This is a genomic window from Nostoc sp. DedSLP04 (assembly GCF_034530775.1).
Taxonomy (GTDB): domain Bacteria; phylum Cyanobacteriota; class Cyanobacteriia; order Cyanobacteriales; family Nostocaceae; genus Nostoc.
The window spans coordinates 6048-30670 of sequence record NZ_JAVRCL010000084.1; the positions used below are offsets into that span (position 1 = coordinate 6048).

Sequence of the window (24623 nt, forward strand, 5' to 3'; positions counted from 1 at the left end):
ATTGGGCATTGGGTATTGGGCATTGGGTATTGGGCATTGGGTATTGGGCATTGGGGATTGGGCATTGGGGATTGGGGATTAGTTATTTCTCCCCTTGCTTTTTTACTCCTATTCCTTATTCCCTATTCCCTATGCCCTATTCCCTATGCCCCATTCCCTATTCCCTATGCCCTATTTTTTAATTCACACTTCTTTACATCTATAGAATAACGTTATTTGTTATTTGTAAAAACATAACCCAAAGTGGCAACTTTAAATATCTTTAAATAGTCACTGCGGTTATAAATAGTAGGGTGAATATACATAGCTCAGTTACCCTCGATCGATCTGAGTTGGGAATGCTGAGTATTTTTTAATTTACTCAATATTCAGCACTGGCTCAACGCTCTGCTACCGCTAACAGCACTCAGTCTGAGCAAGTGTGTTGTCATAAATATCAGTGCTAGCTACCCCGACGTATCACCGTTTGACATCATTTCTTAATAAAGAGAGAAAACTAGATGCTGAATTTAGTTTCTAGCTGGGAGAGTATTCCAACTCAACCATCTAAGCAACATCGGATTATTGCTGCCATTGACCTGGGAACAAATTCTCTACACATGGTAGTAGTCAAGATTGACCCTACACTACCAGCTTTCAGCATTATTGCTAGAGAAAAGGAAACCGTAAGGCTTGGCGATCGCAATCTTACCACTGGAGAACTCAAGCCAGAGATAATTGAAAAGGCGATCGCTGCTTTAGGACGCTTTCAAGAAGTTGCCAAAACTATCAACGCTGAAACAATCATCGCTGTGGCAACTAGTGCTGTGCGAGAAGCCCCCAATGGTAAAGCTTTTTTGCACACATTAGAAACGGAGTTGGGTTTAAGCGTTAACTTGATTTCTGGTCAAGAAGAAGCGCGGCGAATTTATCTTGGTGTGCTGTCGGGGATGGAATTTAACAACCAGCCCCATACCATTATTGATATTGGCGGTGGTTCCACAGAATTAATTTTAGGCGATAGTCAGCAAGCCCGCATTCTCACCAGTACCAAAGTTGGTGCAGTGCGACTCACTAGCGAGTTAATCACTACTGACCCTATCAGCACCACTGAGTTCCAATATCTGCAAGCTTATGCACGCGGGATGTTGGAACGTTCTGTAGAAGAAATCTTAGCAAATTTAGAGTCTGGGGAATCTCCGCGTTTGGTGGGTACGGCGGGCACAATTGAAACCCTGGCGATGATTAATGCACGGGAAAAGTCGAGTGTGATTCCTTCCACTCTCAATGGCTACCAATTTAGTTTTAAAGACTTGCAAGAGTTGGTAAATCGCTTGCGGAAACTGAGTAATTCCGAAAGGGCTGAAATTCCTGGTATGCCAGAGAAGCGCCCTGAAGTTATCCTCGCTGGCGCAGTCATATTACAAGAAGCAATGACCCTTTTGGGTAGTGAATCGGTAACAGTTTGTGAGCGTTCTCTGAGGGAAGGCGTAATCGTAGACTGGATGCTAACCCACGGTTTAATTGAAGATAAGCTACGCTATCAAAGTTCAATTCGGGAACGGAATGTCCTCAAACTTGCAGATAAATACCATATCAATTTAGAATACAGCGATCGCGTGGCAAAATTTGCCGAGAGTTTATTTGACCAAACTCAAGGTACGTTACACCACTGGGGAACTGATGAACGACAAATGCTCTGGGCAGCGGCCATATTACACAATTGCGGTCATTATATCAGCCATTCGTCTCACCACAAGCACTCTTACTATTTAATTCGCAATGGAGAATTACTCGGTTATACAGAAACCGAGATTGAAATTATTGCCAATTTAGCGCGTTATCATCGCAAATCGCCGCCCAAGAAAAAACATGAAAACTACCAAAATTTGCTGACCAAACAACAACGACAAATTGTTAGTCAATTAAGTGCGATTTTAAGATTGGCAGTAGCATTAGATAGACGACAAATTGGTGCAGTTGCTCAAGTGCAATGTGAGTATTATCCACAACTGAAGCAGGTCAATCTGCTAATTTTTCCATCTCAAGCAGATGATGATTGTGCTTTAGAACTTTGGAGTTTAGATTATAAAAAAGGAGTGTTTGAAGAAGAATTTGGAGTGAGATTAGTAGCAAGTTTAGAAAAGTCTAATATTACTAACTTCTCTTAGAAATTAGGGTGCGTTACACTGTGTTAACGCACCTACACATAGCTGATATTTATGGTTGCGATCGCTAATCAGCTTGAGAAGTTAGTTCCAATATAAAAGCTTCAGGTAAAAATCAGAAAATTTATTTAATAACTATTAGCATTATATTATACAACAAAAATCTTAATTAAATTTGCCAAGTGTATGAAAATAAAATATATATCTAACTTTGACATCCAACTTAAGGATGAATTTATAACTATCCCAAGAACCATTTAAAAACAAAAAATAGTAGTTAGAATAGAGCTAACAATCTATTAAATTTAGGTTATGTTGCTAGTGGATATCTAAGCCGGGAAACTTAGATATCCTTATATAAAATTTCAATAGTTTAATAAGTAATCAAGCAGACATAATATTGACTGGAGTTTAGACTAATTTTACCCATCAAACCGCTAAACCCTTATCCAGACAAGCTTTGATAATTTCTAGGCTTGATATAATTCCGAAGTCTAAAATGCTTACCACACACAGGTTGTAGCCTGAGAAAAAGAATTTAGTCTAAACTCCAGTATTGAGGGCTGCAAAAGAAACTTGCGCAGATTACCGCTAGTAGTCTGCCAACCTAAAAATGCGCTTGTGAGGTCTGTGAGAAAGGGGAAAGGGACTCATAGTAAGGGATTTAAAACATGATATCATGTCCGCCTAATTAGTTATAATTCCCGCATCTGTGCAAAAACCAGGAAACCCTCTTTCCCCCTGCCCCCAGCAAGAACTGCTCCCCTGCCGTCTTAATGATAAGTCTTTAACCGGACATGATATGAGTCCCTTTCCCCCTTTTCCCGACAAATGCCAAGAAGTCTACTAACCGACACAACCTGTTTACGAAAAATAACACGCGCTGCGATCGCCTAATACACTTTTTGGGGGTTAATAACCTGATTTGGTATAAGTATTAACTGCATCCATATCGAAAGCTAAACGGACTGAAAGCCATTAGGAGCTATTAATTACGTGATTGCACGGCATTATATTTCATTAATAGTGCTTTTTAGCATAATTGGATAGATAATAGAACTAAGTATGAGCAAAAATAGAGAACTCACATTTAAGGAGCTTTAATGACTAAACGTATTACCAGTGCTGTAAATTCGCTAGTAGCAAACTTCTCACGACGAAATGCACTTTTGTGGCTTGGAGGTAGTGGAATAACTACCGCTTTGATGGTGGGAACACAAACGGAAGTAAGCGCTAAAGACAACAAAGAGTTGAAATTGGTGAACCCACCAACATTATATAATCCAACCCAAAATGGCTATAGCCATATAGCTGTGACACCATCAAGGGCGAGAACCGTCTATATTTCTGGTCAATTTGGTTCCGATTTACAAGGGAATCTTGTCTCCAATGAATTTGAAAAGCAGTTAATACAGGCTTTTAAAAACCTCCGTTATGCCTTAGCAGCCGTTGGGGCACAACCACAAGATGTCGCAAAAATTACTGTTCTTATAGTGGATCACAACCAAAATAAATTGATCCCGTTAGGACGTGAAATTATAAATTTATGGGGGAATAAACCACCGGCAAACACTCTTATTCCCGTTCCTAGACTTGCACTTGACGGTATGTTATTTGAAATTGATGCTTATGCGGTAATTCCAGATAACCGTAGTTGAGGACTAGTTATAACATAACCCTATCTAATAACAGTCGGTAAAGTAATAAACTTCCGCTACTGTCAATCAATAATAGTCTCTTCTATTTGAGTAGGGAATTGCCTTTAGTCAGACTACGAAACCTAATTAAAAATCCTAGCAGGTACTAGTAGTTCGCTGTTGCTAACTTGGTTCTTTAAAGTTTAAAGGGAAAAGGTGAAAGGTTTTTAATACCATTTTGAAAAATGATTGCGACAGATGGATTCACACCAAGCCAGACGCACCAAGGCAATTCCCAATCCAAAATCTGAAATCCAAAATCTAAAATGGTATAACCCCTTCCCTTTTAATCTTTCCCCAGCCCTTACAAGCATATTTTTGAGTTAAAAAATTCCTACTTTACGCTTTGCAAGTTCCTAATTTACTATTGATAACCTTGATACCTTGTGTGAGATATTCTATCTCTGCATTGGATGCTTTAAAGATAAATTAGCGTGTAATGTACCATACAATTTAAAGTTTATCTTCATAAATAGTCTCGAAAGTAAAGCCATAGTAATCTTTATTAATTAACATTAAATTGCCGTTATTAATTTGGGAATAATCAAGTTATAAATGACTCGGATTTAACGGTATGTTTAGCACTCATGTTAATATTTCTGGATACCAAATCATTGAAGAAATCTACAATGGTTCGAGAACAGTAGTTTACCGAGGGTATCGAGAAAGTGACTCATTACCTGTAGCGATCAAACTGCTGAAAAATCCATATCCATCCTTCAACGAACTGGTGCAGTTTCGCAATCAATACACCATTGCCAAAAATCTAAACTCATCTTTAATCGTTCAAACCTACAGCCTAGAAGCGTATCAAAATGCCTATGCGTTGGTGATGGAAGATTTTGGCGGCATTTCTCTAAAAGATTATTTTGCTCGCGATCAAACGCGAGATATCAGGTTTTTACAAGAGTTTTTACAAATAGCGATCGCACTTTGTAATACCTTAGAGATACTCTATAGTCAGCGGATCATTCATAAAGATATCAAACCGAGCAATATTTTAATTAATCCAGAAACCAAACAAGTTAAATTAATCGACTTTAGTATTGCCTCTCTATTACCAAGAGAAACGCATACGCTAATTAGCCCCAATGTGTTAGAAGGAACACTAGCTTATATTTCTCCAGAACAAACAGGGAGAATGAATCGGGGAATTGACTACCGGACTGATTTTTATTCGCTTGGTGTAACTTTCTACGAATTACTCACAGGTGAGTTACCTTTTCAATCAAACGATCCAATGGAATTGGTGCATTCCCATATTGCTAAGGTAGCCTTATCAATAGATGTAATTAACTTACAAATTCCGGCGGTAATTTCGGATATCGTTAGCAAATTAATGTCAAAAAAGGCTGAAGACCGCTATCAGAGTGTATTAGGATTGAAGTATGATTTAGAAAATTGTTTAGTTCAACTGAAAACAACTGCCAAAATTGAAAGTTTCCCAATTGCCCAAAGGGATGTGTGTGACAGATTTATTATCCCTGATAAACTCTATGGACGAGAAGCAGAAGTAGAAACTCTGCTAGAAGCATTTGAAAATGCCAGCCTGGGAGCAACAGAAATAATCCTGGTAGCTGGGTTTTCGGGAATTGGTAAAACTGCCGTTGTTAACGAAGTGCATAAACCTATTGTTCGTCAACACGGTTATTTTATCAAAGGCAAATTTGACCAATTTAATCGGAATATTCCTTTTTCTGCATTTGTCCAAGCTTTCCGTAACTTCATGGAGCAATTACAAGCAGAAAGTGAGATACAAATAAACAAATGGCAAAATCAAATTATTCAAGCATTAGGTGAAGACGGACAGGTAATTATTGAAGTCATTCCCGAATTAGAAAAAATTATTGGCAGACAACCACCTGCACCAGAATTATCAGGTAACGCAGCACAAAACCGATTTAATTTATTATTTCATAAATTTCTCCAAGTATTTACAACTAAAGAACATCCTTTAGTTATATTTTTAGATGACTTGCAGTGGGTAGATTCAGCTTCATTAAAATTGATGCAATTATTAATGAATGAAGCTAATCAGGGATATTTATTGTTAATTGGTGCGTATAGGGACAATGAAGTATTCCCAGCACATCCATTGATGGTAATGTTGGATGAAATTCGCAAAACAGGTGTAAAGGTAAATAGTGTTAACCTGAAACCGCTCAACCAATTACAATTGAACCAACTTGTAGCCGATACCTTAAATTGTGCAGAAAATGTGGCATTATCTCTTTCACAATTAATTTATCGTAAAGCTGAAGGGAATCCATTTTTTGCGACTCAAATCCTGAAATCATTACATCAAGATCGACTAATTCAATTCAATTTTGCTGAAGGGTGTTGGCAATGTGACATTTCTCAAATAAATCAGCAAACTCTAGCAGACAATGTTGTTGATTTTATGGTTTTTCAATTACGAAGATTACCAGAATCAACTCAACAACAATTGAAGCTAGCCGCTTGTATTGGTAATCAGTTCGATTTAAAAACATTAGCGATTGTTTCTAAACAATCTGAGGTAGAAACCGCAGATTGTTTATGGAACGCTTTGCAAGAAGGGTTGATTTTGCCGCAAAGTGAGATTTATAAGTTTTTTGTTGGTTCCGAAAATCAAGCAGCTACTCAAGAACAGTCTGAGATGGTTGTATATAAATTTTTACACGATCGCGTCCAGCAAGCAGCCTATTCACTCATTCCAGAAGCACAAAAACAGTCAACACACTTGCAAATTGGGCAACTGTTGTTGCAGAATACACCTAAAGAGCAGCAATCAGGAATTTTTGCGATCGTTAACCAATTCAATTACGGACTGGAATTATTAGAGGAAGCTGACGAACGAGAACATTTATCCCGGTTAAATTTGATAGCGGGTTGTAAAGCCAAAAACTCGACAGCTTATGCAACAGCAGTTGAGTATTTAAAAGTGGCAATGCTTCTATTACCGATAAATGCTTGGCAAAGCAGCTACGATTTAGCCCTTGCTGTTTACGAATCTGCGGCTGAGGCAGAATATCTGAATACAAACTTTGAGTCATCAAAATCATTAGTAGAGATTATCCTCAAAAACGCTAAATCTCCATTGGAAAAAGTTCGTACCTATGAGATTCAAATCCAATCTTATACGGCGCAAAATAAATTTATTGAAGCAATAGCCACAGGTAGAGAAGCACTGCAATTACTAGATTTGACGTTACCTGAAGACAGTAACACTCAAATAATTTTTGATGAATATAACCAGTTACAACAAATGTTGGTTCATCAATCGATTGCAGCATTGGCAGATATGCCAGAAATCATTGATCCCCAAAAATTAGTTGCGCTCCGTATATTATCGGGTTTGTTTGCTCCAGTCTATATAGCCAAACCGATGTTATTGCCGCTCAAAATTTTTACAATGATCGAAATTTGTATCCAGCATGGCAACTCACCACAGGCAGCTGTTGCTTACAGTCTCTATGGATTATTTTTGTGCAGTATTGGTGCAATTGAAGATGGGTATCAATTTGGTAAACTAGCAGTACAACTTTTAGAAAAATTTCAAACTAAAGAACTTAAAAGTAGAGTTTATCTAACCTTTAGCCTGTTTATTAAACATTGGAAAGATTCAATTAAATCCACATTGAATCTATTTTTGGAGGGATTGCAGAGTGGATTAGAAACTGGAAATTTAGAATATGTAGGCTATTGTGCCAATTGCTATTGTCAATTTCTCTTTTGGAGCGGAGAAAACCTAGAAAATGCTGTGCTGGAGGCAGATAAATATTGCGATCTCATGCAGCAAATAAAACAAGAGGTATCTCTAGTTTGGGGAAATATCTGGCGGCAGACGGTGCTAAATTTACAAGGAGAAGCGGCTAACCCCTGTTGTTTAATTGGTAAGCACTTTCACGAAGTCGAAATGTTACCAACTTTAATTGAAACAAACAATATTAATGGTATTTGTTATGTCTATCTAGCAAAAACGCTACTGGCTTATCTTTTTGGTGAATATGAATCGGCTTGGGAATATTCCCAAAAATTTGAGCAGTATGAGCAGGGAGCAGCAGGTTTATTAATTGTTCCTTTGCGGAATTTCTACCAATCTTTGAGTTTGTTAGCTCTTTGTTCTCAGGTAAATGAAGCACAGCAACAGCTTTATCTCCAGAAAGTAGCAGAAAACCAGTCAAAAATGCAACAATGGGCGACTCATGCACCCGTAAATTATCAGCACAAGTACAATTTAATTTTAGCTGAACAAGCTCGTGTAACTAGCGATCGCCTACAAGCCGCAGATTATTATGAAATCGCTATCCAAGAAGCGATCGCCAATGGCTATGTTCAGGAAGCAGCGATCGCTAACGAACTTGCTGCCAAATTTTACCTAGAATGGGGTAAAGAAAAAGCCGCAGAAGGATATCTGCAACAAGCATATTACAGTTATGCCCGTTGGGGAGCAAAAGCCAAAACTGATGACTTGGAAAAAAGCTATCCCAAATTACTCAAACCTATTTTCCAACAGCAAGAATTTAACTTAAATCCCTTAGAAACCATAGCCAGCATTGCTCGTACATCTACTTCTTACACTACCAGCAGCACTAATATTTCTGATGCTCTAGATTTAACCTGCATTCTCAAAGCAGCTCAAACTATCTCCAGTTGTATCGAATTAGACGCACTTATCAGCAGTCTCACTCGCATTATCTTAGAAAATTCTGGTGCGAAAACATCTGTATTAATTCTTCCTCAAGAGGATACTTGGCAAGTGCGGGCAATTACTTTTATCGATCAACAGTTAAATTCCCAGACTGATGTCAAAACTATTCTTGATTCACAACCAATAGATGTTTGTCAATATATTCCGAGAAAACTGATCAATTACGTTAAAAATACTCAAGAAACTGTCATCATAGACAATTGTGAAACGAGTATTCCTGGTGTAATTGGAGAATATCTGCTCCTACATCAACCTCAAAGCGTATTATGCACGCCCATTATTAACCAAGGTCATTTGGTGGGGATTCTCTACCTAGAAAATCAATTGAATCAAGGAGTATTTACTAGTAACCGCTTACAGGTGATTAACCTACTTTCCTCCCAAGCAGCAATTGCTTTAGAAAACGCTCGGCTTTATCAGCAAGCTGGGCAAGCTTTACAAGATTTGCAACAAGCTCAATTACAAATCGTCCAAAGTGAAAAGATGTCTGCATTGGGGAACTTAGTTGCTGGCGTCGCTCATGAAATGAATAATCCTCTTGGTTTTATTGCTGCCAGTCTCCAACAAGCTAAACCAACATTTATTGATGTTATCGAACACTTGAAATTATATGAACAAAAGTTTCCTACTCCCGGAGATGAAATTTTAATTCATGCTGAAGAAATCGATTTGGAATATACCTTAGAAGATTTGCTCAAGATGATTGATTCGATGACAATGGCGTGTGACAGGCTCAAGAACATTAGCACCAGTCTGCGTACTTTCTCTCGTGCTGATAGAGATTACAAAGTACCGTTTAACATTCATGAAGGCATTGATAGTACGATTTTAATTCTCAAACATCGCCTGAAAGCCAACGAAGAACGTCCAGCTATTGAAGTAATCAATGAGTACGGAAATTTACCACAAATTGAATGCTTCCCCGGTCAATTAAATCAAGTATTTATGAATATCTTAGCAAATGCAATTGATGCCTTGGATGAATCAAATACAGGTCGGAGTTTTGGAGAAATTCAAGCCAATCCCAATCGAATTAAAATTACTACCTCTCTAATAAATAAACAAATTGAAGTGAGCATTGCTGATAATGGTCAAGGCATGAGTGAATTAGTCAAGCAAAAAGTATTTGACCACTTATTTACTACGAAAGGTGTTGGTAAAGGAACGGGATTAGGGTTAGCGATCGCTCAGTCTATTGTTGTAGAAAAACATGGCGGTTCACTGGTTGTGAATTCTACCCTGGGCGTTGGAACAGAATTTGTAATTACCTTACCGATTCTGGCTCAGGCTCAAAATTAATACCAATTTAAAGAATGCGACAAATAGACCATTTGTAGAGACGCGATGAATCGCGTCTTTAAAAACCAATTATCTATAATAATAGCTGTTAACTGAACCTCTCAATACTTGAACTAGATTTGGAAATGCCAAATACTTTTTAACCTCTCCGTTTTTTGCAAAATTGAAATACTCATTAGAAATCTGGGTTAATACATTTAAGATGCTCACAGCCAAAACCTTGAGTCATCATTGCAGATAGCTGTGGAAAAACTTGTTCGTCAAAGTTGAGTTCTCGCATGATTTGGTCATAAGCTTGTCCCTGCGCTATCCGCTTTGCCATTTCCTGAAACTCTACCCAAGTTAAATTACTTTCAACAAATGCTTTAGCAAGGACAATTACCAGTTCTTCATAATCATTGTCTTCTAATTTTGTCATCATTCGGTGTTCAATGTGAAGCGAATCATCGAAGCAGTAATACCAGGATTTCGGTTGCTGTCTAAGTACTCTTCGGAAAAAATCCTGCTGTTTCGAGCGACTAACAGCACTATCTGCCTCACTACATACCATTAATATTGGAGCAGAAACACAGCTTTGAGCCTTGTCTAAAACCTGATATCCCAATTCCAGAAATATCCGTAAGGCCTTCAGACGAAAACCTTTATAACCAAAATTCCCAGGTGCATCTTTGTTAAACCATTCAAAGTAAATTGGCAGAATTTTGATGAGTCGATCGAATAGTAAATAGCGGCTACCTAAATAAGGCGTAAACAATAAAGTGCGCTCAATCTCTTGAGGATGCTCTAAAGCTAACCAAGCAGCTAAAGTCCCACCTGTTGATAATCCACCAATCACAACTTGTTGGCCTAGCGTTTTGGCAATCTGCAACCATTTGATGACAAATTGTTGATAAATCTCAATATCTGTTGGCAGCGGTGGAGGATTTTGAGACTTCCAGTCACCTGAGCGTCCATGACCGGGTTGTAAAGGAATCAGAACGTTATATCCCTGGTTAAAGAAAGCTTTACCAAGCGGCTCGAACTGGTAAGGGCCTGCTGTAAAACCATGCAAAAACAAAAAAACTTTTGACGTGAAGTCAGAATGAATCAAAAACTTAGAACGGCAGGCTTCATTTTTAAGACCTAGTGTGGACTCTAATTGGTGAACTTGCTCTAAAATTTCTACTGTATTTTGAATGCCAACTTTCATTTATGTAATTATTATGTTCATATACATATAGTAATACTACTTGAATCGCGATCGCATCCTGAAAAGGAAATCTTTGTCTGGTAAGCTTTTAAGCAGCTTAGTTATTTAAAAATCCAATATAATTATAGATATATGTTACTTTAGTAATTAAGTAGTTACTTCGAGTCTAGCAGAGGACATATTGTTGAGTTGCTCTGTCAGAAGTGAAAAACCTTTTTAAAGTCGGATGAGTATTCACTCCAAACTAATTTTCCACAACCCGTCTAGCGGATTGGACAGTTGGAATTGACTATCATTGCTACCGAGCCAATTATTGTCATACACCAACCCCACACTGAATATTCTATTTAAAGGATATTGTCCTAGTTTTCCAAAACCTTCAATATTCTTTGAGTCAGCGATCGCTTGCTGGTTCAACTGTATAGTTGTTTGGTTGCCGTCCTCAAAGTAAATTGTGGCTCGTTTGTTGTGAAAGCGCACCTGAACTTTGTAGACCCCACCAGTTGCATAGTAATAAGCTGTAGCAGGTAGCTTTTGACCGTCAATATTTTGTCCTTTAAGCTCAACTGCCATAGCAGGACTGCATAGCAGCAACAGGATTGGCAAGACTGACCCTAAAACTTTCATTGGTAGTAACAAACACTTTCACTCAACTATTTTCTACTTTAAAACATAAGTAAGTTTCACAGCCAATGCCAGAAAATTGTCTTTCCATACTCTTGTAGAGAGACGCGAGATATCGCGTCTCTAACCTTACTCCCTACTCATGAAATAAATCCAAGTCTGTGACAGCACCAACACTACTAGAGGAAACTAACTTGGCATATTTTGCTAAGATGCCTTTTGTATAACGGGGTGGACGGGGTTGCCATTTGGCGCGGCGACTGGCTAATTCTGCATCAGAAATGTTGATTTGTAACAAGCGAGAATTAGCATCGATAGTGATGCTATCACCTTCTTCGACCAGAGCGATCGCACCACCAACGGCAGCTTCCGGAGCAACGTGTCCGACTACCATCCCATAAGTACCACCTGAAAAGCGTCCATCAGTAATTAACGCCACTGCATCGCCTAAACCTGCACCAATAATTGCTGAGGTGGGTGCTAACATTTCCCGCATCCCAGGGCCACCAATAGGGCCTTCGTAGCGGACGATAATCACATCACCGGCTTTAATCTTACTTGCAAGGATGGCATCTAAGCATTCTTCCTCGGAATCAAAAACTCTTGCAGAACCGGTAATGCTGGGATTTTTCACCCCGGTAATTTTTGCTACTGCTCCCTCTGTAGCGAGATTTCCTTTCAGGATGGCTAAGTGACCTTGAGCATACATCGGGTTATTCCAAGAACGAATTACATCTTGATTGCTTGGTGGTTCATCGGGGACATCTGCTAAAATTTCGGCGATGGTTTTACCTGTGATGGTGATACAGTCACCGTGAAGTAATCCATGCACCAATAGCATTTTCATCACTTGGGGAATACCACCAGCTTGATGTAAGTCTGTGGCGACATATCTACCACTGGGTTTTAAATCGCATAAAACCGGGACACGATCGCGAATAGTTTCAAAATCATCTAGATTAAGTTCTACACCAGCCGCACGAGCGATCGCCAGAAAATGTAACACGGCGTTAGTTGAACCACCCACAGCCATAATTACAGAAATAGCATTTTCTATAGATTTGCGCGTGATAATTTGTCGGGGTAACAGTTGATTGCGAATTGCTTCTACTAATACCTTGGCTGATTCTTCAGTGCTGTCGGCTTTTTCGTCATCTTCTGCCGCCATTGTGGAAGAATAGGGTAAACTCATACCCATCGCTTCAAAGGCCGAGGACATAGTATTGGCTGTGAACATCCCACCGCAAGAACCAGCACCAAAACAAGCGCGGCGTTCTACTTCCATCAGTTCGGTGTCGTCAATTTTACCAGCACTGTATTCACCCACAGCTTCAAAGGAACTCACAAGAGTCAAGTCGCGTCCGTTGTAGTGTTTTGGTTTAATTGTCCCACCGTAAACAAAGATAGCGGGGATATTCATCCGTGCCATTGCAATCATTGCCCCTGGCATATTTTTATCGCAGCCACCGATGGCAATAACGCCATCCATACTTTGACCATTACAAACGGTTTCAATGGAGTCAGCAATCACTTCTCGTGACACTAGAGAATATTTCATTCCCTCAGTTCCCATCGAAATCCCATCACTAATAGTAATGGTGCCGAATATTTGCGGCATTGCCCCGGCTAGTTTAATTCCAGCTTCAGCTCTGAGTGCTAGTTGATTAATTCCCATATTACAGGGAGTAATCGTGCTGTAGGCATTAGCCACACCGACAATTGCTTTCTTAAAGTCTTCATCTTGAAAACCTACTGCACGCAGCATAGCCCGATTTGGCGATCGCTGTACTCCTTGTGTAACAGCTTTACTTCTTAAATTCTCTGACGTTGTTTTTTCACTCATTGCTCTGGCCTCAATCAAATCTCTGTACGAGTATGATATGGAGCCTTTTTTGAAATGTCCAATATATATATATTTAAAATTGATATTTATAAAGTATCAAAAATATGAGACTACGAAATCTGCGCTACTTTATTGCTGTAGCTGAGAAATTACATTTCAGCAGAACTTACACAAACGTATAATTTTATTCAGCCATGAATCGAATGGCTCTCTGCATTCATATTACTCACCCACAGAAATTATCAACCCTCAACTCGCGCCACACATCAGACGGTTGCCAGCCAGAGTTACCAACGGAGCGTAAAGGGCGATAGTGTTCCCAGATGTAGTCCGATTCGGATGCTTCAATGTACACAGGTAGATTTGGCTCAACCACCGATTCAGGAATATCTTGACTCTCAGGCATCTCAATAGGTTCAGTCGATGGTGGAGTTACGTCTGTTATCTTGCGAATTGGGTTAGAACTTTTTTTGATGAGTCGTTGCATATTCATAGTCATTATTTGGCTTTCCACAAGGTAGGATATCCCAGAATACAGTAAGTTATCAGACAATCCGAAATATTTTGTTGGAAAGTTTTTCCAGGTGCGGATTGCTTTTCGCTTTTAAAAGATGGGAGCGTAGTATGATTGCACTGATAGGCGTTACATAAATGCAGGATGAATTAGCTAAATATGGGTATTTCTCTATACTTCAAAGAGCTAAGTAACACTTGAATTGAATATTTAAGCATATCTACTAATTTGGAATAGCATAACTTTTTTCCATAGCGAAGCAGTAGTGACATTAGGAGTGTCTGTAGGTGTATAAGATAATAACGTAAACGTGTATTTTCACATTCTACTGTGGTCATATATGTTTTACTGACGATACGATCTTCTAGGTTAATAAGACTGAGGTAAACTTTCCATCCATCACATAAAAATAGCGCTGCCAACTGCAAAAAATGTCCCATAAAGGTTTAAATGTTTCAGCACGATGATTTCCTAAAATCCAAGCTAAAATTCCAAAATTTTTCCACTCATCAATAAGAATTTAGCAACAAAATTAAATAACCAATTTATCAAGAAAATCATGAATAACATGAAATCATCTAACCAAGTTAAACGCAGATTTTTCAATCAGATTGCTGTTCAAACGCTGTTATTTACAATAACACTATTATTTACAATAGTTTTATTAAATCATAGCACTATTGGAGTAAATGCTGTCCCTCAAAGCCTGCGTCCTGATATCAAGGTTCGCAATATTATTAATACATTATCAGTCTCTCCTTCTGTGCGGATTGTAAAAGATCCACGAAACAATACTATTTATTACCTCAAACGGAATGGTGAGATTTATCAAGTCAATTTAGCCTCCTCTACTAAAACCCTTGTTTACAACTCTAGTAATCATAATTTAAGTGAAACTCAAGGTATGGTCATTGGCCCTAACGGCACAATTTATTTAGTTGGCAATGCAGACCTTGTGAATAACCAAACTCAAGCAATTATTGTTAAAGGTGTAATTAATTCGAGTACAAAACAGCGTATCTGGTCTATCTTAGCTAAGAGTGAAGCCTATCCCAAAAGCAAAACAGCTTATGACCATCGGTTCAATGGCGTAGTTGTTAGCCTGGATGGTAACTTTATCTATGTGAATAGCGGTTCTCGTACCGATCATGGTGAGGTTCAGTCTGTTGATGGCCTATATCCCAATACTCGCGAAGTCGGATTAACTGCCTGTATACTTCGTCTTCCTAGTAATGGTAACAATCTCTTTCTGGCAAACAATCGAGCAACTTTAAAGACAGCTGGTTATATTTTTGCAGAAGGAATACGTAATACTTTCGATATGGCTTTTGCGCCCAATGGGGATTTATTTGGCACAGAAAATGGCCCAGATCGCGATATGTCAGAAGAATTAAATTGGCTACGTTTAGGTGGTAATTACGGCTTTCCTTGGCGTATTGGTGGGACAGATAATCCACAACAATTTCCCAATTATAATCCTGCCACTGACCGATTGTTAAGCCCTCAATTTAACGCCATCCAAAAAGGCTACTATCGTAACGATCCAACCTTTCCTAATCGACCTACTGGAAAACTGATTGAACCAATTCCTAATCTTGGCCCGGACGCAGATAATTACCGCGATCCTGTAGATGGAAAAATCAAAGATGCCAGCGTTCTTGGGCAACCTTTGAGCACTTTTACAACACACCGTTCTCCTTTAGGCTTAGTTTTTGATACACAAGGAGTAATGAGTCCAGAATTCAACAGAGATGGATTTATGTTGAGTTGGACAGCAGGCGATCCCACTGGCGAAACACTAATAGGCCCTTTTAAAGATGCCAGCCAAGACCTACTGCATTTAAAGTTAACTAAAGTAGGAAATACCAACTATAAACTTAACGCTACACGCCTTGTCAAAGGTTTTAGTAATCCCATTGATGCTGAGATTATTAGCAATAAGATTTATGTTCTAGAATATGGCGGAAATCAAGGAATTTGGGAAGTCTCTATGCCTACCAAGTAAAGTAAATTGGATATTTCTGCATTACTAATCGAAATTAAGCACCCAAACTATCCCAATTCAAACAAGCTCGTACTCCTGACGCTTTCTTGCACCCCTCGTCCTGGCATAAGAAACGTTTTTTCACAGCTTTATATAAATTTCTGCGTCTCATTGACTCGTCAAGTAATTTCACCAACCGTCATGATGGAAAATGTTGTAGGCTTTAGTAGTATTGGCATTCCTAGAGAATTGCATTACGCAAAAAAAGCGATAATGCTATAGTAGTATAGGGAATCCAGCAAGATTTTCCTAAATTTACAGCATTTGAATGTAGAATAGATACTCAAATGTCTGAATAAATAGTTGGAGAGGTGTCCGAGCGGTTCATGGTGACGCACTCGAAATGCGTTTTGGGGAAACCCAACGGGGGTTCGAATCCCCCCCTCTCCGTTCAAAAGATTACTGAAAATTTACTACAATGTGGCTGAAATTTGCCTACCTTTAGCAAGGATATTGAACAACTTGTCTGTTTATTTGCAAGTTAGATAGGATTATCGCTCAATATTTACGCAGTCAAATATTTGCCAAAAACCCTAAAATATACACCGTTAACGCATATTTTTGGGATAAACTAATGCCATCGTGTGAGGAGTGAACGGTGGTAGATCGCAGCTTGGGGCGAGTATTCTCATTTAGTCTGATCGGTATTTCTTTATATCTGGGTATTAGTATAGGAGTCATTATCCGGCTTGGTCAATCACAGCGATTAAACGCTGCTACTATGCCGACTAAGACTATGCAGTTTCCATTAGCTATTCCTGAACTTACCCCATCAAAAACACAGCAACAAACCTTTCCAAATACTATTACTATCAAAGCCGTTGGAGATATTATTCCCGGTACTAATTTTCCTAACTATAGATTACCTCGCTTTCGAGATCAATTATTACCAAATTCAGTGAGAACTCACTTGCAAGGATCTGATATCTTGTTTGGAAATTTTGAAAGTAGTCTAACTAATTATCCCTATACTGCCAAAGATATTAGTCGAGGACAAGTCTTTGCCTTTCGCTCTCCACCTGCATACGCCCAGCTTTTTGCTGAGGCTGGTTTTAATGTGTTCAATATGGCAAATAACCATGCTATGGACTTTGGCCCGGTAGGGTTCAAAGATACAATGAAAAATCTTCAGGCTGTAGGCATTGCAACATTAGGTTATAAAAATCAAATTCTTTATTTGGAAGCTAACAATATCCCTGTGGCAATGATCGGATTTTCTCCTTATGAAATGTATAACTCCATCCATAATTTAAAAGCAGCTAAAGCACTCGTGGCAGAAGCCAAAAATAAAGCCAATATTGTAGTAGTATCGATGCACGCTGGAGCGGAAGGAACGGGGGCACTACACGTTAAGAATCAAACAGAGTTTTTTTATGGAGAAAACCGAGGTAATGCGATCGCGTTTGCTCGAAACATGATTGATGCAGGAGCAGACTTAGTTCTAGGACATGGCCCTCACGTTCCCAGAGCGATGGAAATTTATCAGGGAAAAATCATTGCCTATTCTTTAGGAAACTTTTTGGGATATCGGACTTTATCTACAAATGCCCAAACAGGTGACTCCATGATTTTAGAAGTCAAACTCAACTCAATAGGAAATTTGGTATCAAGTAAAATTATTCCCGTTCGGATGGATCGGCAGGGAATTCCTCATATCGATCGGAGTTTTCAAACTGTAAGACTTATGCGTTATTTGAATAATCAAGCTTTTCCCAAGAATCCGGTGAAGATTAATAAGAAGGGGGAAGTTGTTGTACAGAATAAACTTAACCCTTCCTAAAATAATTCGTAATTCGTAATTTGTAATTAGTTAATAGGAGTCAGCGCAATACTGCTCGGTTAAAGGGAAAAGTATTGGAAGGCTTGATATATAAGGTTTTTACCCTTTAACATGAGTCCCTTTCCCTAAAACCCGACAAGTATTGGAAGCCAGGGTGGTTGTGAACTTACCACGCTGCTTTACCAGAATCCAAAATTGATTAGTTATTGTCATCTTGTAGCTTTTCCTCAAACTTCTGAATATTCTGGGGTTGGCTATTAGTCGGTGAATTTTGCTTTTCTAGTGTTGGTACTACCACAGCAGAAGGATCTGATTGTTTGGATTCTGTTGGTGCTGGTGGTGGTATAAGTAGAGGTTTTGATGGACTTACGGGTTGAGGGGAGGCAGGTTTTTGACTAGAAGCGGGTAAGTTATTTTGTGGAAATGGCAATGGTGCGGGGGAGGGGGAAGCTTTTCGAGATGAGCGGATTGCTCGTAGTTTCTCCACTAAAGAGGGTGTGGGGGAAACGCTAGGTGAAGGTGTGGATTGTTCGGAATCACCGCGTTGCGGTTCTCTTGCAGGGCTGCTGGTAGATTCTTCTTGGGAAGAACGACGATTGCGGCGACGCTGTTTGGAATTAGAGACGGGTGCTTTTTCGCTTCTTGAAGTGGTGTTGGTCTGTTCACTTCTGGGTGAAGATGTACTATCAACATTAGGTGCTTTCGCACCTGATTCTTGAGTTGGCTTTTCAACAAGTGGCTTGGCAGTCGGCTGCTGAGATTTGGGTAATAAACTCGCGATCCCAAAACCTGCTGTAGCAGCAACTAAGGCTACACCCATACCAATAAATACTTTAGATGATCCCAGCTTTTTAGCCAGTAGAGTTCCCTTAGGCATACCTGGGTTGGGTTGCGCCAGCACAGATGGTCTATGAATAGAATTTTGGGCACTTTTCCCAATTAAAGTTGCTGCTTGCTGCGCAGATAAATTGACAGTTGGCACTGCGTAAGTGGGTAAAACTTGCGGTGTTCCATTCACCCCATTTCCAGGTAGCAATTGCAGCCACTCAGCAACTGTCGCTGGCCGAAAACGAGACTCTACCGCCATACCGCGCATTACCGCTTGGTTGACAGCAGCACTCAAATGTGGTTGCAGTTCGCGGGGGGAAGGCATTTGTTCGCGATCGCGCAATAATGCTGGCATGGGAACTTGGGCTGTCAATAGTGCATACAAGGTTGCTGCTAAACCATAAACATCCGTAGCGGGTGTGCGCGCCGCTTGCGTCATATACTGCTCAATCGGAGAATAACCCTCAGAAACCAAACCTGTGTGAGTCTGTCTGACACCGCCATTAAATTCCCTGGCAATGCCAAAATCAATTAGTATTACTTCCTGCGTTCCTTGACGAAGAATAATATTATCTGGTTTGACATCGCGGTGTAACAAGCCGTTGTTGTGTACTACCTGCAACGCTGCCCCAATTTGTCGGATGTAATGAATTGCTGTGGCTTCAGGCAAAGTTATTCCTGGTAATACAAATGCGTCTCCCAAGGTTTCACCAGGAATGTATTCCATCACCATGTAAGGCAGTCCAGCTTCTACAAAAAAGTCACTAACTCGGACTATATTTGGGTGGATACACGTAGCTAATCGTCTGGCTTCATTTTGGAATTGGCGCTCGAATTTGGCAAAATCAGGATGTTGTCGCAGCCGTTCATTGATGGTTTTCATCACCACCTCCTGACCCAAGTAGTGATGCGTAGCTTTAAAGGTAATGCCAAAGCCACCCCGCCCTATTTCTTGAATTAGGGTATATTTTCCATCCTGCAAAATTGTGCCTGCTAACATAAAGAGTCCTGAGTCCTGAGTGAGCAGATAAGTACCGAGTCCTGAGTTTTGAGGGATTTCCCAAAAATTTTCCCATATTTTTATCGGGCAGGGTTCTTGCCTGTCTATTTTACGGGATGTAGTTGTTGGAATTCCTGAAGTGAGAAAGACCTCCCCACGATCGCAACAGTTTTATCTTTCTCAGATGATAGCGCGGGAGTGCGGCAAGCTTAAAGCAGAAGACGGGCTATGGCTATTTTTGAGGTTTTATAAAAGTCATTTTCAGAAAAACTATTTAAAACCCAAATTCATCAATTCAATATCTGGCACGATCTCAAAAAAACTTGAGAAACCACGTTTGTGGGCGAAAAATCTAGGTTTTTAGGATGAACCAGTATAAAAACTGATTTTTGTACATCTGCTAGATGTGAATTAGGGAACCCAGTAAAATTAAATACTTTTATTGCTTTACAAAAGCAGCAATTTGCTAGATGATAGCAACGAAAGGAAAAATACATTAGTAAATATCTAGTTTTTTTACTCTCAGTAGTTGTGTGAAAACCCTGTAATTGCAAGGCTGAAGTCGGTTTGAGTTTCCCTCATTACCCTAGCTTGAAGTAACAAAATGGCAACGTTACATACCTCCAACTTCCCAGAAAATCACGCAACTTCTACCTCATATACCCATAGTCTAGTTTTCATCGATACGGCGGTTGAAGACTATAGCGATTTAATCAATGGCGTGCTTGATAATGCCCAAGTGTTCGTGCTTGACTCGACACAGAACGGTGTTGAACAAATTACGAAAATTCTGGCGAGTTGCGTAGACGCGCAGCAGCTTGCCGTTAGACATCGCTGGAATTTGGCTAACATTCATATTGTGTGCCACGGTGTCCCAGGTTGCTTACAATTGGGCAATACCCATTTAGGAATTGATACCCTCGACGAATACAGCCAGCAACTTCAACAATGGCAGAAGATATTTTCCACCTTTAGCAAAGCCGATAACCCTATTAACTTACTCATCTATGGTTGCAATGTAGCTTTGGGTGATGTAGGGGCAGAATTTGTAGAAAAACTGCACCAACTGACAGGGGCAAATATTGCTGCTTCGCGTCAGCGAATTGGCAATGCAGCATTAGGCGGTAACTGGGAGTTAGAAGTTCGCACTACTGATATGGAAGTAAATCTGGCGTTTGCAGAAACGACGCGAGAAGCTTACGCAGGAGTGCTAGCAACGTTTACGGTAAATAGTTCCCAAGATTTAGATGATGGCGATGCCAATAACGGTATTACCACTCTGCGGGAGGCAATTAAGTTAGCGAATGCTTCTGCTGGGGATGATGCGATCGCTTTTGGCGGAATATTCACAGATACCACCCCAGATACCATCACGCTCACCTCTGGGCAACTGACGATTACCGATGATGTTACCATCTTGGGGACTGGGACATCTAAGCTTACTGTGACTGGAAAGAATGCCTCTACAGTATTCGACATATCAGGATTAGGGACAAGTGTCAATATTAATGGACTGGCGATCGCTAGCGGCAGTATTAAGGTTAATAGAACTTCCATCCTCAACCTAGCAAAAAGCAGTGTGTCTGGGAATACAGCAGGAAGTGCCATCTCTAATAGCGGCATCCTCAGTCTTGCTAACACCAGCGTCTTTGGCAATACACAAGGTGGTATTTATAACGGTGGTACTCTCAGCCTAACTAACAGCAGTGTTTATGGCAATACCGCCGGGGCAAGCAAGATTTATAATGGCAATACTGCCGGAGGCGGCATTTTTAATGACGCTTCCTCTGGTAAAACTGGTATTCTCAGCCTAATTAACAGTACTGTCTCTGGCAATACGGCAAACTCCGGTGGTGGCATCTATAATCAAGGCGGTGATCTCAGGCTGACCAATAGCACTGTCTCTGGCAATACTGCAACCTCTGGCGGTGGCATTTTTAACGGAAATGATAGTTATTTTAACAGTTCAGCTACACTAACTAACAGCACCATCTCTGGCAATACAGCGTTAGAAGATGGCGGTGGCATATACAATGGCCAAGGCTATAACAGTGACAACAGCCTCACCCTAATCAGCGCTACAATTAATAACAACACAGCTGACTCAGATGGTAATGGTACTGGCAATGGCGGGGGTGTTTTTAGTTCCTCTGATTCCTCTGTTAACGTCAATGTTAGTAACACCATCATTGCAGGCAACCTCGACAAGTCCACCTCCGGTGATATACACCCCGACGTGAGTGGTGGTCTGATTGACTCCGGCAATAACCTGATTGGTAATAATACTGGTAGCACTGCCTTTACCACCAGCACCCTCGTCGGCACAAGTGCTAGCCCCATTGACCCCAGACTCGGATTGCTGCAAAATAACGGTGGTACAACCTTTACCCAGGCGTTACTTGCGAATAGCCCCGCTATTAATGCTGGCAATAATTCTCTAGTTCCTATTGGTGTTATCACTGACCAACGCGGTACTCGATTTAACCGAATATTCAACGGTGTTATTGATATTGGTGCTTACGAAGTCCAATCCCCTGTCACCCCGCCACCTGTTAATACTGGCACATTTGTGGTGACTAATACCAACGATTCTGGATCGGGGTCGTTGCGGCAGGCTATCCTCAATGCCAATGCGACCGTTGGGGCAGATACGATTACCTTTGCGGGCGTGTTCACCGATGCCATCCCAGATATCATCACCCTGACCTCTGGCAAATTAATCATTACCAATGATATTACCATTTTGGGGACTGGGGCATCTAACCTCATAGTGAGTGGGAATAATTCATCAGGCGTGTTTGAGATATCGGGTTCTGGGACAGATGCCAGCATTGATGGCTTGAAGATTGCTAATGCTAATGATCCCTTAGGCAGTATTTTGCTCAATAGCAATACCAGCCTCAGCCTGACTAACAGTACTGTCTCTGATAATAGAGGGGAAGTAGGCGGCATATTTAATAGAGGCACTCTCAGCCTGACGGGAAGCACTGTCTCTGGCAATGGGGGATCGTCCTTAGGCGGCGGCATCTTTAATAAAGGCAAACTCAGTATAAATAACAGCACTGTCTCTAATAACAATGCAAACGTCGGTTTCAACACAGCCTATGGCGGCGGCATATTCAATACAGGTAAAGTCAGTATAAATAACAGCACTGTCTCTAATAATAGTGCGTTCGCTAGCGGTCTTGAGCGGGGAGGTCCCGACCCTTACCCATCTTACGGCGGCGGCATTTATAACTTAGGCACTGTCGATATCACTAACAGCACTGTCTCTAATAATAGCGCGGCAGACGGTGGTGGCATCTCTAACTCAGGTACTTTTAACCTGATTAACAGCACTGTCTCTGGTAATAGTGTATATTACACCGGCGGTGGTATCTTGAACAGCGGCACTCTCACCCTCACCAATGACACCATTACCAATAACACAGCAGAGGGCTTTGACTATAGCGGTGTTAGTGGCAACGGTGGGGGTGTCTTCAGTAATGGCGGTAATGTTATCGTTGGCGATACCATCATTGCAGGCAATTCCTACATACCCTATTCTGATGATTCCAGTAATTCCCGCGACGTTTCCGGCAACTTCACCGACGCTGGTAATAACCTAATTGGCGATAACACAGGTAGCACTGGCTTTACTACCAGCACCCTCGTCGGCATCAGAACCAAACCCATTGATCCAAGACTTAGCCCCCTGCAAAATAATGGTGGTACAACCTTTACTAATGCCTTACTTGCAGATAGTCCCGCCATTAACGCTGGCAATAATGCTCTGATTCCAGCAGGCATCACCACCGACCAACGAGGTGGTCAATTTAACAGAATATCTAAGGGTAAAGTTGATATCGGTGCATTAGAGTTTAACGGGCTGAATGGAACCAATGGTGCTGATAATTTAGTAGGCAAGAACTACAGTGACATAATTAACGCTCAAGCTGGGAACGATACCATCACAGGTAATCAAGGTAACGACATCCTAACTGGTGGCGGCGGCAAAGATAAATTTGTTTACAAATTAGGTGACGGTGTTGATACCATTACCGATTTCGGTGGGTTAGGTAAAGGCTCAAATCCATCAGCAGCAATCATTGCCGAAGTGGATACCCTCAAATTTCAAGGTGCTGGATTGACAGCCCGAAATCTGTTACTCACCCAGAATGGTAACAATCTAGAAATCACCTTTGAAGGGGTGGCTGATAACAAAGTTATTCTCCAAAACTTTCCTCTGGAAAACCTAGAAAACGTATCGGCAGTAGGCAATATCCTGTTTAATGGGCAAACCAGCATTAGTGAAAGCTTTGATGTCTTCGATGCCAACTCCACCCAAAACGCTATCTTAAACAAGAACACAGTCACCTTTCTCAATGACGTGAACAACAATCTCAATGGCTTTGACAACTCAGCAGATGTTATTAATGGTCAAGAGGGCGATGACCGCATCGACGGCAAGAGTGGTAACGACCTGCTGCGCGGCGGTGCAGGTAACGATACTTTGCTTGGTGGTGCTGACAATGACAGCCTTGTTGGAGGTGTTGGTAATGACAGCCTTGTTGGCGGTGCAGGTAATGACATCCTTGTTGGTGGTGAAGATAACGATACCCTGACTGGCGGTGCAGGTAATGACCAGTTCATCTACCAAACCTTGAGTGATGTTGGTGATACCATCACTGACTTTAATCAGAATCAGGATAAGTTAGTCTTGACTGACCTGTTTAAAAGTCGGGGCTACAGTAGCAGCAATCCCATCGGTGATGGCAACCTACAATTTGTGCAATCGGATACTTCTACAGAAGTTCAAATCCTTGGTTATTATTCTTTTTACACTTTGGCGACTTTGGATAATTTCACCGCAACAAATCTGGTAGTTGGTACTAATGTCATCGTCTAGCGCTCGATTCTAGTCTGTAGCGATTAAACTCAACGAAGTTGTCACCAACCCCGTTGGTCTTCAAAACCGTGCATGAG

12 protein-coding genes, 1 tRNA gene and 1 pseudogene are annotated in these 24623 nt (G+C 40.6%); 8 read left to right on the top strand and 6 right to left on the bottom strand.

Annotation, left to right across the window (positions count from 1 at the left end; genetic code table 11):
- The 4 genes from RMX89_RS31315 to RMX89_RS31330 all read left to right on the top strand — a co-directional run.
- Positions 1 to 210 (top strand): hypothetical protein (locus RMX89_RS31315; protein ID WP_322691680.1); only part of this gene is annotated, 210 nt, incomplete at its 5' end.
- 290 nt (positions 211 to 500) lie between these two features.
- A complete protein-coding gene (locus tag RMX89_RS31320) occupies positions 501 to 2150 on the top strand; it encodes a Ppx/GppA phosphatase family protein (protein WP_322691681.1) in 1650 nt (549 codons plus the stop codon).
- Between the two features lie 1100 nt (positions 2151 to 3250).
- Positions 3251 to 3805: a RidA family protein gene (locus RMX89_RS31325; protein WP_322672407.1), complete on the top strand. Its 555-nt coding sequence runs from the start codon at positions 3251 to 3253 to the stop codon at positions 3803 to 3805.
- 613 nt (positions 3806 to 4418) lie between these two features.
- Entirely contained in the window at positions 4419 to 9836 is a 5418-nt protein-coding gene (locus RMX89_RS31330; protein WP_322691682.1) for an AAA family ATPase, read from the top strand.
- Positions 9837 to 10011: 175 nt separating this feature from the next.
- On the opposite strand, the gene RMX89_RS31335 is transcribed toward RMX89_RS31330, so the two are convergent.
- The 5 genes and pseudogenes from RMX89_RS31335 to RMX89_RS31355 form a co-directional block, all read right to left on the bottom strand.
- On the bottom strand, positions 10012 to 11025 hold the full coding sequence (locus tag RMX89_RS31335; RefSeq protein ID WP_322691683.1) for an alpha/beta hydrolase: 1014 nt from the start codon (positions 11023 to 11025) through the stop codon (positions 10012 to 10014).
- 234 nt (positions 11026 to 11259) lie between these two features.
- A complete protein-coding gene (locus RMX89_RS31340; protein ID WP_322691684.1) occupies positions 11260 to 11598 on the bottom strand; it encodes a hypothetical protein in 339 nt (112 codons plus the stop codon).
- Between the two features lie 187 nt (positions 11599 to 11785).
- Positions 11786 to 13492 carry a dihydroxy-acid dehydratase gene (gene ilvD / locus RMX89_RS31345; RefSeq protein ID WP_322691685.1) on the bottom strand — a complete coding sequence of 569 codons (1707 nt, stop codon included), beginning with the start codon at positions 13490 to 13492 and terminating at the stop codon, positions 11786 to 11788.
- A gap of 226 nt (positions 13493 to 13718) precedes the next feature.
- Positions 13719 to 13991 (bottom strand): hypothetical protein, encoded by a 273-nt coding sequence (locus RMX89_RS31350; RefSeq protein WP_322691686.1) that lies wholly within the window; start codon positions 13989 to 13991, stop codon positions 13719 to 13721.
- Positions 13992 to 14155: 164 nt separating this feature from the next.
- Positions 14156 to 14496 (bottom strand): annotated as a pseudogene (locus tag RMX89_RS31355) (IS1 family transposase); the annotation flags it as partial.
- Between the two features lie 69 nt (positions 14497 to 14565).
- Here RMX89_RS31355 and RMX89_RS31360 point away from each other — a divergent pair.
- From RMX89_RS31360 to RMX89_RS31370, 3 genes are all read left to right on the top strand, one after another.
- Positions 14566 to 16011, top strand: a complete 1446-nt coding sequence (locus RMX89_RS31360; protein WP_322691687.1) for a PQQ-dependent sugar dehydrogenase — start codon at positions 14566 to 14568, stop codon at positions 16009 to 16011.
- 344 nt (positions 16012 to 16355) lie between these two features.
- Positions 16356 to 16440: transfer RNA gene (locus RMX89_RS31365), tRNA-Ser, on the top strand.
- Positions 16441 to 16648: 208 nt separating this feature from the next.
- A complete protein-coding gene (locus RMX89_RS31370) occupies positions 16649 to 17830 on the top strand; it encodes a CapA family protein (protein ID WP_322691688.1) in 1182 nt (393 codons plus the stop codon).
- 199 nt (positions 17831 to 18029) lie between these two features.
- Here the strand turns inward: RMX89_RS31370 and RMX89_RS31375 are convergent, their stop codons facing one another.
- On the bottom strand, positions 18030 to 19658 hold the full coding sequence (locus RMX89_RS31375) for a serine/threonine protein kinase (RefSeq protein ID WP_322691689.1): 1629 nt from the start codon (positions 19656 to 19658) through the stop codon (positions 18030 to 18032).
- Positions 19659 to 20262: 604 nt separating this feature from the next.
- Here RMX89_RS31375 and RMX89_RS31380 point away from each other — a divergent pair.
- Positions 20263 to 24546 carry a DUF4347 domain-containing protein gene (locus RMX89_RS31380; RefSeq protein WP_322691690.1) on the top strand — a complete coding sequence of 1428 codons (4284 nt, stop codon included), beginning with the start codon at positions 20263 to 20265 and terminating at the stop codon, positions 24544 to 24546.
- Positions 24547 to 24623: the final 77 nt, after the last annotated feature.